Annotated in this window: 10 protein-coding genes and 1 pseudogene; 5 read left to right on the forward strand and 6 right to left on the reverse strand. The window is 72.0% G+C overall.

Annotated features, from left to right (window positions below):
* The first annotated feature begins 86 nt into the window (after positions 1 to 86).
* Positions 87 to 1,013 (forward strand): quinone oxidoreductase family protein, encoded by a 927-nt coding sequence (locus tag NEH16_RS13105; protein WP_265542221.1) that lies wholly within the window; start codon positions 87 to 89, stop codon positions 1,011 to 1,013.
* Positions 1,014 to 1,030: 17 nt separating this feature from the next.
* On the opposite strand, the gene NEH16_RS13110 is transcribed toward NEH16_RS13105, so the two are convergent.
* On the reverse strand, positions 1,031 to 1,564 hold the full coding sequence (locus tag NEH16_RS13110) for a hypothetical protein (RefSeq protein WP_265542224.1): 534 nt from the start codon (positions 1,562 to 1,564) through the stop codon (positions 1,031 to 1,033).
* Positions 1,565 to 1,695: 131 nt separating this feature from the next.
* On the opposite strand from NEH16_RS13110, the gene NEH16_RS13115 reads away from it, so the two are divergent.
* Positions 1,696 to 2,502: an HAD family hydrolase gene (locus tag NEH16_RS13115; RefSeq protein WP_073964512.1), complete on the forward strand. Its 807-nt coding sequence runs from the start codon at positions 1,696 to 1,698 to the stop codon at positions 2,500 to 2,502.
* Positions 2,503 to 2,506: 4 nt separating this feature from the next.
* On the opposite strand, the gene NEH16_RS13120 is transcribed toward NEH16_RS13115, so the two are convergent.
* From NEH16_RS13120 to NEH16_RS13140, 5 genes and pseudogenes are all read right to left on the reverse strand, one after another.
* Positions 2,507 to 3,094 carry a TetR/AcrR family transcriptional regulator gene (locus NEH16_RS13120; protein WP_265542226.1) on the reverse strand — a complete coding sequence of 196 codons (588 nt, stop codon included), beginning with the start codon at positions 3,092 to 3,094 and terminating at the stop codon, positions 2,507 to 2,509.
* A gap of 192 nt (positions 3,095 to 3,286) precedes the next feature.
* Positions 3,287 to 4,174, reverse strand: coding sequence for an ABC transporter permease (locus NEH16_RS13125; protein WP_265542228.1), 888 nt, complete (start codon positions 4,172 to 4,174; stop codon positions 3,287 to 3,289).
* Positions 4,161 to 5,102, reverse strand: coding sequence for an ABC transporter ATP-binding protein (locus NEH16_RS13130; RefSeq protein ID WP_265542230.1), 942 nt, complete (start codon positions 5,100 to 5,102; stop codon positions 4,161 to 4,163). The genes NEH16_RS13125 and NEH16_RS13130 overlap by 14 nt, the downstream gene beginning before the upstream one ends.
* A gap of 76 nt (positions 5,103 to 5,178) precedes the next feature.
* Positions 5,179 to 6,404, reverse strand: a pseudogene (locus NEH16_RS13135) (LolA family protein).
* A 227-nt stretch (positions 6,405 to 6,631) separates the two neighbouring features.
* On the reverse strand, positions 6,632 to 7,642 hold the full coding sequence (locus tag NEH16_RS13140; RefSeq protein ID WP_265542232.1) for a polyprenyl synthetase family protein: 1,011 nt from the start codon (positions 7,640 to 7,642) through the stop codon (positions 6,632 to 6,634).
* 156 nt (positions 7,643 to 7,798) lie between these two features.
* Here NEH16_RS13140 and NEH16_RS13145 point away from each other — a divergent pair, with 156 nt between their 5' ends.
* The 3 genes from NEH16_RS13145 (at position 7,799) to fahA (ending at position 12,695) form a co-directional block, all read left to right on the forward strand.
* Positions 7,799 to 9,298 (forward strand): peptide MFS transporter, encoded by a 1,500-nt coding sequence (locus NEH16_RS13145; protein ID WP_265542235.1) that lies wholly within the window; start codon positions 7,799 to 7,801, stop codon positions 9,296 to 9,298.
* Positions 9,299 to 9,307: 9 nt separating this feature from the next.
* Positions 9,308 to 11,302: a CocE/NonD family hydrolase gene (locus NEH16_RS13150; protein WP_265542236.1), complete on the forward strand. Its 1,995-nt coding sequence runs from the start codon at positions 9,308 to 9,310 to the stop codon at positions 11,300 to 11,302.
* A gap of 160 nt (positions 11,303 to 11,462) precedes the next feature.
* Entirely contained in the window at positions 11,463 to 12,695 is a 1,233-nt protein-coding gene (gene fahA, locus NEH16_RS13155; protein ID WP_265542237.1) for a fumarylacetoacetase, read from the forward strand.
* Positions 12,696 to 12,708 lie beyond the last annotated feature (13 nt).

Genomic DNA, 12,708 nt, shown 5'->3' on the forward strand with positions numbered 1-12,708 from the left:
TATCCAGGAATCATTGGACTCCCCAACGACTTTCGCCCTATCGTTGGCGTTCCCAATGAACGCCCCCTCGGTCGGAGGTCATCGCCATGCGGCGCATTCGGTACGAACACAGCGGCGGGCCCGAGGTTTTGTTCGAGGAGGACGTGCCCGTTCCCACACCCGGCCCCGGCGAACTCCTCGTCAAGGTCGAGGCAGTCGGCATCACCCTCCCAGTGGTGCGGAAGGTGCGCGAAGGCCGGGAGCCGATCCCGCTCGGCGGCGAGGTCGCCGGGGAGGTGGTGACGCTCGGGGACGGGGTGAGCGCGCACGCCGTCGGCGACCGGGTCACCGGCCTCTGCTTCGGGCACGGGTACGCCGAATACGCCCTGCTCCACCAGGCCATGGCGTCCGCCGTCCCCGCCGGGGCCACCGCCCAGGACGCCGTCGCGCTCGTCCGGAGCGGGGTCGTCGCGCTCGGGGCGCTGGAGTCCGCGCGGCCCGAGAAGGGCGAAGCCGTGCTCGTCACGGCCGCCGCGAGCGGCGTCGGGCACCTGGCGCTCCAGCTCGCCCGGCTCCGGGGCGCGTCCCGGGTCGTGGCGGCCGTGGGCGATCCGGCGAAGGCGGACTTCGTACGGTCGCTCGGGGCCGACGAGGTGGTGACGTACACCGGCGAGAGCTGGGGCGAGCCCTGCGACATCGTCCTGGACGCGGTCGGCGGCGACCTCCTCCCCCGGGCCGTCCGGGCCACCGCCCCCGGTGGCCGACTCGTCGCCTACAGCTCGGGCGGCGGCACGATCGAGGCGTACGACCTGCTCGTCGGCGGCAAGTCGGTCATCGGCTTCCAGGTGGCCCACATCGCCCGGACGCAGCCCGCACGGTACGCCGGCTGGATCGCGGAGCTGTGGGCGCTGCACGCCGAGGGCAGCCTGCGCCCCGCCGTCCACGCGGCCCACCCGCTGGCCGACGCGGCCCTCGCCCACGCGACGATCGAGAACCGGGCCAACCGGGGCAAGGTCGTCCTCACCGCATCCTGACCACCCGAGCGCCGCGCCTACTCCGCGTGCTCCTTCAGGAACGCGCCCGCGTGGGCCGCCGCCTCCTCCTTCGTCGGGAAGCCCCCCGTACCGTCCGCCGCACTATGCGTGCCGTCGGCGCCCAGGCCCGACCAGCACCAGCCCCCCGGCACCTCTTCCCAACTCAACTCAGCCCTGCCGCCGAACAGTTCCAGCTTGCTCGCCTCGCGCCGCTTCCCCACCGCATCCGGCCACTTCTTGCGGGCACCCTGCCGCGTGATCCCCCAGGCGGCCCCCAGCCGCTCGTAGTTCGCGCCGTAGGAACCGGCCGTCCGGGCGGCTATCGCGGTCAGCCGCTTGACCTCCTCGTCGACCACCTTCCAAGCGGCCAGAACGGACAGCGACACCTCCACCGGCTCCGCCGCCCACATCCGGTCCGGCGGCAGCCCCGTCGCCCGCGCCTGAAGCGCCTCGGCGACCGGATTCAGCGCCTCCAGCAGCGCCGCGTCCAGCGCCACGCGATCCACGTCCCGGCCCGTCGCCGCGTTCTCGATCTCCCCAGAGTTCCCCATGCCTCGTAACTTTAGTTGTCGAGATCCGTTTCGACAACCCTTGTTGTCGAAATTCTTTTGCCCCTACCCCACGCCCCCGCCCCGCCACAACTCCGGCCGGGCTCCGGAAACCAGCACCTACGCTTGCTGCCATGCCCATCCCACCCGCATATGCCCTCGTCGCCACCGACCTGGACGGCACCCTCTTGCGCGGCGACGACACCGTCAGCCCCCGCACCCGCGCCTCGCTCGCCCTGGCCCGCGCGGCCGGCGCCCGCCATCTCGTCGTCACCGGGCGGCCCGTGCCCGGCGTGCGGGAGCTGCTGGACGGGCTCGGGTACGAGGGGCTGGCCGTCTGCGGGCAGGGCACGCAGGTGTACGACGCCGGGGCGCGGCGCACCGTGCGGGCCGTCACGCTCGACCGGGAGGCGGCCGGGACCGCGCTCGGGAAGATCGAGGCCCAGGTGGGCCAGGTCTTCGCCGCCGTGGACCAGGACGGGGCCGAGGGGCGCACGCTCATCGAGCCCGGCTACCGGCTGCCGCACGCCACGCTCCCCGCACAGCGCACCCGGCACCGGGACGAGCTGTGGGCCGAGCCCGTGATCAAGGTGCTCATCCGCCACCCCGAGCTGAGCGACGAGGCGCTGACCGCCGAGGCCCGCGCGGTCGTCGGGGACCTCGCCACGGTGACGCACTCCGGGCCCGGGACCGTCGAGCTCCAGCCGTACGGCATCGACAAGGGCGCCGGGATCGCGCTCGCCGCCGAGGAGCTGGGCATCGACCCGCGCACGGCGATCGCCTTCGGGGACATGCCCAACGACCTGCCGATGTTCCGCAGCTGCGGCTACGGCGTCGCCATGGGCAACGCCCACCCGGAGCTGCGCGCGGCGGCCGACGAGGTGACGTTCTCCAACGAGGAGGACGGGATAGCGGTCGTGCTGGAACGCCTCTACGGCTGAGGGTTCAGAGCGTCGCCCCCAGCGCCCGCAGTACGTGGTCCACCAGCTTCCCCACGTCCTCCGCGTCCTGCATCGGCTTGCGCAGCACATGGCGGTAGTACAGCGGGCCGTAGAGCATCTCCACCGCGAGGTCCAGGTCCGCGTCCGGCGGGATCTGGCCCCGGTCCTGGGCGCTCCGCAGCCGGCCGACCGCCTCCCGGAAGCGGGGGTCGATGAGCTGTGTGCGAACCGTTTCGGCCAGTTGGTCGTCGTGGTGGAGTTCGGAGAGGATGCCCGCGTAGGCCGGGCCGAACGGGGGTACGGCGAGGACGTTCACCGCGCCCGTGAGGTGGGTACGCAGATCCTTCGCGATGTCACCGGTGTCCACGAACGGGGTCGCCGAGACCAGCATCTCCGTGAAGGCTTCCAGCAGCACCGCGCTCTTCGACGGCCACCAGCGGTAGATCGTCTTCTTGCTCACGCCCGCCCGCGCCGCGATCGCCTCGACCGTGACCCGCCCGTAGCCCCTCTCCGTACAGAGATCGAGGGCGGCTTGCAGGGTCGCCCTGCGTGAGCTCTCGCTCCTGCGCAGTGAACTCGGCGATGTGTTCATTCGGTGAGCATAGGACTGTTTGAGCCAAACCTTATTGACAGTGAGTCGCTACAAGTCGAACAATGCTCTGGCGGAAACGGAACGTAGCGTGTCGGCTCGTTCCTTCTGTTTTCGCGCCGTTCGTGCCGTTCGTGCCGCGACGAGCCGATCGGGGGACGGCTCGCCGGCCGACGGTACGGGCGCGGATCCCGGTCAGGCCGTGATGTCCTTCGTGGTGAACCGGGCCCAGGCCGCGGAGCCGAACACCGCCACGTACAGCGCCTGGAGTTCGAGATTCCTGAGCAGCTCGTCCCAGTAGACGGGCTCCCGCAGCAGGTCCGCGAAGGACAGCCAGTAGTGCGGGAAGAGGTAGGGGTGGACCCCGCTCAGCTGGGGGATGGTGTCCACGATCTGGACGGTGATCAGCACTCCGACCGTCGCCGCCATGGCCGCGATGCCGCTGTTCGTGAGGGTCGAGACGAACAGGCCGAGTGCCGCGAAGCCGGTCAGGGACGCCGCCACGAAGACCGCGACGACCCCCGCGCGTACCAGCCCCTCACCGAAGCCGATCGTCGTCCCCGAGATCGTCGTGACCTCGCCCACCGGGAACAGCAGCGCGCCCACCGCCAGCGCGGAGGCGGCCACGACGAGCGTGGCGACCAGGCAGAAGCCGAGCGTCGCGGCGTACTTGGCGAGCAGCAGCCGCGTCCGGCCGGCCGGGGCGACCAGCAGATAGCGCAGGGTGCCCGCGTTGGCCTCGCCCGCGACCGCGTCGCCCGCGATGACGCCGACCGCCATCGGCAGGAAGACCGGGAGCGTCGCGGCGAGCGCGGCGAAGACCAGGAAGAGCCCGTTGTTGGTCACCTGGGACAGGAAGGCCGGCCCGCCGCCCCCTCCCCCGGCCCCCGCCGAGGAGCCGTCCGCCGTCTCGATGCGCACGGCGATCCCGATCAGGACGGGCACGGCGGCCAGCACACCGAGCAGCGCGACGGTGCGCCAGCGGCGCAGGGTGGTGGCGAACTCGGAGCGGAGGATGCCCAGGGTCCAAAGGGGGTTGCGCCCAGCAGGCACGGTGGCGGGTGCGGCTTCAGCCTGCGACATCGAATCCCTCTCCCGTCAGGGCCACGAACGCGTCCTCCAGCGAAGCCCGTTCCACCCCGAACGCCCGCACCCGCACGCCCGCCCGCACCAGCGCCGCGTTGAGATCGGCCGCATCCACCGTGCCCGGCGGGGCGTCCGCGCGGACGCGGTCGCCGTCCACCGTGATGCCCGTGACGCCCTGCTCCTTCAGCACCCGCGCCGCGTCCGCCGGGTCCGGCGTGGTGACCGCCAGCCGGCCGCCCGTGGCCAGGCCCGCGACCGGGCCCTGGGTGAGCAGGCGGCCCCGGGCCATCACCGCCGCGTGCGTGCAGACCTGCTCGATCTCGTCCAGCAGATGGGAGGAGAGGAAGACCGTGGTGCCGTCCGCCGCCAGCTCCCGGACCAGGGCGCGGATCTCGCGCATGCCCTGCGGGTCCAGGCCGTTGGTCGGTTCGTCCAGGACGAGGAGCCGGCGCGGCCGGAGCAGGGCGGCGGCGAGGCCGAGACGCTGCTTCATGCCCAGCGAGTACGCGCGCGCCTTCTTGCCGGCCGCCGGGGCGAGCCCGACCCGGTCCAGCGCCTCCCCGACCCGGGCGGCGCGGGTGCGCGGGTCGGCGGTGGGGTCGGCCCGGTCGAACCGGAGGAGGTTGTCCCGGCCGCTCAGGAACCCGTACAGCGCGGGCCCCTCGATCAGCGCGCCGACCTCGGGGAGGACGGTGCGCGAGGCGTCCGGCATGGGGCGGCCGAGGACGCTCGCGGTGCCGGAGGTGGGGGCGATGAGGCCCATGAGCATCCGGATGGTGGTGGTCTTGCCGGAGCCGTTGGGCCCGAGGAAGCCGAAGACGCTGCCACCGGGGACGCTGAGGTCGAGCCCGTCCACGGCGAGCTGGCCGCCCCGGTAGCGCTTGGTCAGCCCGCGCGTCTCGATGACGGGTGAGGGTGCCGCCATGGTGTTGCTCCCCACTGGTCGTACGGTCGCGCCCGCCCCGCCGCGCGACACGCACGGCGGGGCGGGCGGAGGAACGTCAGCCCCGGTTCGCGGCGGCGACCAGCGCGTCCTTGGTGACCGCGCCGACGTAGACGCGGCCGTCGTCCGTCATCAAGGCGTTGATCAGACGGGTCTTGAAGACCGTGCCCGAGCCGAACTTCCCGCTGACCTTGTCGCCGAGCGCGTCCAAGAACTGCTGGGCCTCGGCCGGGACGCCCTTCGACGCCTCGGAGGGCAGCGCCGCGCCGCCGGGGGTCTTGAACTCGGCGATGCTGTTCCAGCCCTTGCCGATGATCTTCGGGGCGCCGGCGCCCTCCGCGTCCTTGAACGCGTCCAGGTCGCCCCGCGCCTTCTCGTGGCCCTCGGTCTTCGCCTCGTCGGCCTCGGTGACCTTCGCACCCTTGGGCGGGGTGAAGGCGAACGAGGACGCGGCGGGCTTCCCGAAGTCGACGGAGGTGAAACCGGCGTCCACGACCGCCTTGCCGCCGCTGCTGGGCTGAAGCGTGAACTTCAGCGGCACGCCGTTCTCCGCGTCCACGGCGACGGTGATGGACCCGACCGTGGAGCCCTTCTGCTCGGGCTTCAGGACCAGGCGGTACGCGTCGCGCCCGGCGATCCGCGCGGTGCCGTCCACCGAGACGGACGTCGTGCCGTCGGCGGCCTTCAGCGCCTCCTCGGCGAGGGCCTTGGGGGTGACGGTCTTCGGGGCGGCCCGGTCCTTGCCGTGGGGCGCCTCGCCCTTGCCCTCCGCGTGGTAGACCGCGTTGGAGCCGCTGTCGTAGGCCCAGACGTCGTCGCCGTTGTGGATGAGGCTGTACTCGGACGCCTGGTCCAGGACGGACAGGCGCTGCTTGTCGGGGCCGTCGGCGGCCACCCGGAGGGTGTGCGTACCGGAGGCCAGCTCGGTGAGCTTGGACTGCGGGTCGGCGCTCGACGCGTCCTTGCCGCCGTCGCCGCCCTCGGCCGCGCCGGACAGGAAGGAGCCGGCCAGGCCGCCCATGGACGGGATGCCGAGGTCCGTGCTGATCTTCACCGTGCCGGAGAACCGCTCGGTGTCCGACGCGGCGATCTTCTCGATGAGTTCCTGAGCGGTGATCTTCGGCAGATCGGGGTCGCCCGAGCTGGCGAGCGCCGGGACCAGGCCGATCGTCGCGGCCGCCACCCCGCCACCGCGACGGGGACGATGTAGCGCGCGGCCTTGCGGCGGCCGACGGGCTCCCGGACGGCCGTGCCGTTGGTCTCCGCGCTGTCGTTCGGTGCCATGTGTGCCCTACCTCCGTGGTCGGCGGCTTCCGTCGGGATGCACTCGTCCACTCCGTGCCGCCATTCTCACCCGTTTTGGTCAGGAGTGGTTGTTCTCCATCTGACCAAATCGGGCGGCCCGAAGCGTCAACCCCCGGGAGCAACCTCGTGTACCCCTTCGGTATGACGGAGGAGCGCCGTTTCCCCGCTGTCCAGTAGGGGTCGTCCGCACCGGCCCTGGGGGTCCGTCAGCCGGCGCGGTGGACCACCGCGTCGCACATCTCTTCCAGGGCGAGCTTCGCGTAGCACTCGGGCAGCGGCTTCAGCACGGCCCGCGCGGCCTGGGCGTACCGCACGGTGTCGCGGCGGGCCTGCGCGAGCGCCGGGTGGGCGCGGAGCAGGCGCAGCGCCTCCGCGAGCCGGTCCGGGTCGCCGAGGTCGCCGTCGAGCAGCTCCACGAGGGCCAGGTCGTCCGGCTTGCCGTCCGCCGCGGCCTGCGCCCTGAGGTGGAGGACGGGGAGGGTCGGGATGCCCTCCAGGAGGTCCGTGCCGGGGGTCTTGCCGGACTCGTGGGAGTCCGACGCGATGTCCAGGACGTCGTCGGCGAGCTGGAAGGCCACGCCGAGCCGTTCACCGTACTGGGTGAGGATGTCCACCGTGGCCTCGTCGGCGCCGGACATCATCGCGCCGAACCGGCAGGCGACGGCGATCAGCGAGCCGGTCTTGCCGCGCATCACTTCGAGGTAGTGGTCGACCGGGTCGCGGCCGTCGCGCGGGCCCGCGGTCTCCAGGATCTGGCCGGTGACCAGGCGCTCGAACGCCTCCGCCTGGATGCGGACGGCCTCCGGACCGAGGTCGGCCAGTATGTGCGAGGCGCGGGCGAAGAGGAAGTCGCCGGTCAGTACGGCGACCGAGTTGCCCCAGCGGGAATTGGCGCTGTCCACGCCGCGCCGCACATCGGCCTCGTCCATGACGTCGTCGTGGTACAGCGTCGCGAGGTGGGTCAGCTCGACCACGACGGCCGCGGGCACCACACCCGGCGCGTCGGCGTCGCCGAACTGGGCGGCGAGCATCGCGAGCAGCGGCCGGAACCGCTTGCCGCCCGCGCGCACCAGGTGCTGGGCGGCTTCCGTGATGAAGGGCACGTCGCTCTTGGTGGCATCGAGCAGGCCCGACTCGACAGCAGCCAAACCGGCCTGGACACCGGCCTCAAGAGCCTGGTCCCGCACGCTCAGTCCGAACGGCCCGACGACGGTCACGAGGGGATCTCCTGTCTGCTGACGATCACACGGAATGTCGATGTGTCGTTGTCACCACTCAAGTCAGCGTATCCGGTCCCCTTTGGATCACCGTGGGCGCCTTCCCGCCACCGCCGGTATGTTCGGGATCAGCTCATACGATCAGGAGTTGCCGCTTTGTCCCACACAGCAGCAGACACCGAACCGGCGCAGCCGCCCCCGGACGACGACCACGCCTTCTTCGGCCAGCCACGGGGTCTGATGACCCTGTCCGGCCTGGAGGTCTGGGAGCGGTTCTCGTTCCTCGGCATGCAGGCGATCCTGGTCCTCTACTTCGCGGACACGGTCGCCAACGGCGGCATGGGCATGGAGGCCGGTACCGCCGCCTCCGTCTCGGCCGCGTACGGCACGCTCGTCTACCTGGTCTCCGTGGCCGGAGGCTGGCTGGCCGACCGCATCCTGGGCTCGTACCGGGCGGTGCTCTACGGCGGCATCCTGATCGCCTGCGGGCATTACGCCATGGCGGTGCCCACCAACGCGATGACCTGGGTCGGGCTCGGCCTGATCAGCGCCGGTACGGGCCTGCTGAAGCCCAATGTGGCGACGATGGTCGGCAAGCTCTACCGGACCGACGACGAGCGCCGCGACGCGGGCTTCGCCCTCTACTACATGGGCATCAACATCGGCGCCTTCCTCGGGCCGCTGATCACCGGCTGGCTCGGTGACCACGCCAGCTGGCACTGGGGCTTCTCGGCCGCCGCCTTCGGCATGACGCTCGGCCTCATCCAGTACGTGGCGGGCCGCCGTCACCTGGCCGGGCGAAAGCACGCCGCCGAATACGCGCTGGCCCCCGGACCCATGCGCCGGGCGGTCCTGCTCATCGTCGCCGGGGCCGTGGTGGTCGCGGTGGTGGCGACCGCGCTGGCCCTGGCGGGGTGGCTGACCATGGACCGGTTCGTGGACGTGCTCACCCTCATCTCGGTGATCGCGCCCGTCGTCTACTTCGTGGTGATGTTCCGCAGCCCCCGGGTCACCGCCGAGGAACGCGGCAGGCTGCGCCCGTACGTGGTGCTGTTCCTGGCGTCCGTGGTGTTCAACTTCATCCTCTTCCAGGCGTACTCGACGATGATGCTGCTCGCGTCGACCAACGCCCGTACGGAGATCTTCGGCTTCCACTTCCCGGCCAGCTGGTACGCCTCCGCGCTCGGCGCCTTCGAGGTGCTGCTCGCCCCGGTGGTCGCCGCCGTCTGGGCGAGGATGGGGCCGCGCCAGCCGCACGCGTCCAACAAGATCGCGATCGGGGTCATCCTCGGCGGTCTCTCGTTCCTGCTGATGGTCCTGCCCACCTCCGGGCACACCGGCGACACGTACAAGATGGCCGCCTGGTGGATCGTCGGCTCCTATCTGCTGCTCGGGCTCGGCGACATCCTGCTGGAGACCTCCGGCATGTCGGCCACGACCAAGCTCGCCCCGCAGGCGTTCGCCAGCCAGACCATGGCCCTCTGGTTCCTCTCGCTGGCCCTCGCCAACGGCATCCAGGCCCAGATCGTGAAGCTGTACGGCGAGGTGTCCAACCCCGCCTACTTCGGTGTCAACGGCGCCGTGGCGGTGCTGGCCGGTGTGGCCGTCATCGCCGCCGCCCCCTGGCTCAGGCGCACGATGCACCCCGTCCACTGAGGTACGCCCATGCACATCCAGACCGCGTTCCCGTACGAGACGACCCGCGAGGACCTCTACATCCCGCTGGCGGACGGCACCCAGCTCTACGCCCGGATCTGGCGGCCGGTCACGGACGAACCCGTGCCCGCCCTGCTGGAGTACCTGCCGTACCGGCTGAGCGACTGGACCGCGCCGCGCGACTGGCAGCGCCACCCCTGGTACGCCGGACACGGATACGCCTCCGTCCGCGTGGACGTGCGCGGCCACGGCAACAGCGAGGGCATGCCGGGCGACGAGTACGACGCGACGGAACTGGCCGACGGGGTCGCCGTCGTCCACTGGCTGGCCCAGCAGGAGTGGTGCTCCGGCCGGGTCGGCATGTTCGGCATCTCCTGGGGCGGCTTCAACTCGCTCCAGATCGCCGCGCTGGCCCCGGAGCCGCTGAAGGCGATCGTCACGGTCTGCTCGGCGGACGACCGCTACGACAACGACGTCCACTACATGGGCGGCTCGGTCCTCGCCGTGGACATGCACGCCTGGGCGGCCACCATGCTCGCCTTCGTCTGCCGGCCGCCCGACCCGGCGGACGTCGGCGACGACTGGCGGCAGATGTGGCTGGACCGGCTCGAAGCGGTGGACCCCTTCATCCACACCTGGCTCTCCCACCAGACCCGCGACGCCTACTGGAAGCACGGCAGCGTCTGCGAGGACTACTCCGCGATCAAGGCGAACGTCCTCGCGGTCGGCGGCTGGCACGACCCGTACCGCGACACCGTCCTGCGGCTGGTCGAGCACCTGGACCCGGCGAAGGTGCGCGGGATCATCGGCCCCTGGTCGCACCAGTACCCCGACCGGGGGCTGCCGCCCGGACCGGGCATCGGCTTCCTCCAGGAGACCCTGCGCTGGTGGGACCAGCACCTCAAGAACGAGGACACCGGGGTGATGGAGGAGCCGCTGCTGCGGTCCTGGATCAGCGAGTCGCACCCGCCCGCCACGCTGTACGAGACGCTGCCCGGCCGCTGGGTCGGGGAGACCAGCTGGCCATCGGAGAACGTCACCCCGGTCGCGTACGCCCTCCAGGGCGGCCCGCAGATCGTCCACTCGCCGCAGCAGACCGGGCTGGACGCCGGGCGGTTCTTCCCCTTCGGCAACGACGCCGACCTGCCGCCTGACCAGCGCGACGAGGACGCCAAGTCGCTCTGCTTCGAATTCCCGGTGACCGACGCGCCGATCGAGATCCTGGGCAGACCCCGGGTGAGCCTGCGCATCACCATGGACGCGCCGCGCGGGCAGGCCGTCGCCCGGCTCTGCGACGTCGCCCCCGACGGCTCCTCCACCCTCGTCACGCGCGGCGCGCTCAACCTCGCCGCCCGGAAGGGCCGCGACCGCACCGAGGACTGGACGCCCGGCGCCACCGAGGACGTCACCTTCGAGCTGAACGGCATCGGCCACACCTTCCCGCCCGGCCACCGCATCCGGCTCGCCGTCTCGTCCTCGTACTGGCCCTGGATCTGGCCGCAGGCGGGCTCGGCGGGCTTCACCCTGGAGGCGGACGGCAGCCTCGTCGAACTCCCGGTGCGGCGGCACACCGAGGACCCCGCCATCCGCTTCGAGGAGCCCGAGCAGTCCGAGCCGCTGGGCGTGGTCTACCCGGAGACGCTGGACGCGCCGCGCCCCGAACGGCTCGTCGTCCGCGATGTCGCCAAGGGCGAGTGGCGGATGGAGGTGGACCCCCGCTACGGCGGCACGCGGGTCTACCCGGACGGGCTCGAATTCACCGAGGACGCGGTGGAGACGTACACCATCCAGGAGCGCGACCCGCTCTCCGCGCGCACCCGGTCCGACTGGACGATCCGGCTCCACCGGCCGGAGATGGCCTGGGACGTGCAGATCGACACCCGCTCCGAGATCACCGCCGACGCGGACGACTTCCACACCGTGAACGAGGTCGTCTGCACCGAGGGCGGCGAGGTCGTCTTTCACCGGACCTGGGAGAAGAGCATCCCTCGCACGTCCGGGTGACGTCTCAAGTGAGGCGTACTTTCCGGGGCATTGGGGATGGTTGGGGCACTGCCGTACGGCAGTGCTCCCGACGTAACGACCTCACCCGCGACGCCGCTGACAATCGCGGGTGAGGTCGTAACGTTGACCCCAAGCGACCCGGAAAGCGAGGCAGCGAACGATGCCCGAGCAGAGCAGTCCGCTCGACGTGCCCGAGGGCGACCTCTTCGGCCCGCACAACCTGCCGTACGGCGTGTTCTCCACCCCCGACCGCCCGGGCGAGCGGCGCGTCGGCGTCCGCATCGGCGACCACGTCCTGGACGCCGGGGCCGCCGCGCTCGCCCTCGGTTCGCCGTACGCCCAACTCCTGGCCCAGCCCGACCTGATGGCCCTCCTCGCGGCCGGGCGCACCGCCTGGCGCGATGTGCGCCGCGCGCTGACCGCCTGGGTCACGGTCCCCGCGCACCGGGCGGACATGGAGCCGCTGCTGCACCCGCTGGACGCGGTCACCCTCCATCTGCCGTACCGGGTCGCGGACTACGTGGACTTCTACGCGAGCGAGCACCACGCCACCAACGTGGGCCAGATCTTCCGGCCCGACGCCGACGCGCCGCTCACCCCCAACTGGAAGCACCTGCCGATCGGTTACCACGGCCGCGCCGGGACCGTCGTGGTCTCCGGCACCGATGTGGTCCGCCCGGCGGGCCAGCGCAAGGCACCGGCCGACCCGGCGCCCGTCTTCGGCCCCTCCGTGAAGCTGGACATCGAGGCGGAGGTCGGCTTCGTCGTCGGCACCCCGTCCGCGCAGGGGAAGCCCGTCGCCCTCACGGACTTCCGCGAGCACGTCTTCGGGCTCTCGCTGCTCAACGACTGGTCGGCGCGCGACATCCAGGCGTGGGAGTACGTCCCGCTCGGACCGTTCCTCGGCAAGTCCTTCGCGACCTCCGTCTCCGCCTGGGTCACCCCGCTGGAGGCCCTGGACGCCGCCCGGACCGCCCCGCCCGCCCGCGACCTCCCCCTCCTCCCCTATCTGGACGACGCGGACGAGGACGAGCCCGGCGGCTACGACCTGCGGATCTCCGTCGCGGTCAACGGGCACGTCGTCGCGGAGCCGCCGTTCTCCACGATGTACTGGACGGCCGCCCAGCAGCTCGCCCAGATGACGGTCAACGGCGCCTCGCTGCGCACCGGCGACCTCTTCGGCTCCGGCACCGTCAGCGGCGCCGAGCCGTCCCAGCGCGGCTGCCTCCTGGAGCTGACCTGGAACGGCCGCGACCCGCTGGAACTCCCCGACGGCAAGCGCACGTTCCTGGAGGACGGCGACACGGTGACGATCACCGCCTGGGCACCGGGGCCGGACGGCACCCGGGTGGGCCTCGGCGAGGTGTCGGGGCGGGTCGTGCCGACGGACTGACCCGCCGGCCCGG

The organism is Streptomyces drozdowiczii (genome assembly GCF_026167665.1).
GTDB lineage: Bacteria > Actinomycetota > Actinomycetes > Streptomycetales > Streptomycetaceae > Streptomyces > Streptomyces drozdowiczii_A.

Bases quoted from the DNA above. Each gene is read 5' to 3' on its own strand.
- NEH16_RS13110 (WP_265542224.1), bottom strand. From the start codon at position 1,564: ATGGGGAACTCTGGGGAGATCGAGAACGCGGCGACGGGCCGGGACGTG.
- NEH16_RS13105 (WP_265542221.1), top strand. From the start codon at position 87: ATGCGGCGCATTCGGTACGAACACAGCGGCGGGCCCGAGGTTTTGTTC.
- NEH16_RS13115 (WP_073964512.1), top strand. From the start codon at position 1,696: ATGCCCATCCCACCCGCATATGCCCTCGTCGCCACCGACCTGGACGGC.
- NEH16_RS13130 (WP_265542230.1), bottom strand. From the start codon at position 5,102: ATGGCGGCACCCTCACCCGTCATCGAGACGCGCGGGCTGACCAAGCGC.
- NEH16_RS13120 (WP_265542226.1), bottom strand. From the start codon at position 3,094: ATGAACACATCGCCGAGTTCACTGCGCAGGAGCGAGAGCTCACGCAGG.
- NEH16_RS13125 (WP_265542228.1), bottom strand. From the start codon at position 4,174: ATGTCGCAGGCTGAAGCCGCACCCGCCACCGTGCCTGCTGGGCGCAAC.
- NEH16_RS13150 (WP_265542236.1), top strand. From the start codon at position 9,308: ATGCACATCCAGACCGCGTTCCCGTACGAGACGACCCGCGAGGACCTC.
- fahA (WP_265542237.1), top strand. From the start codon at position 11,463: ATGCCCGAGCAGAGCAGTCCGCTCGACGTGCCCGAGGGCGACCTCTTC.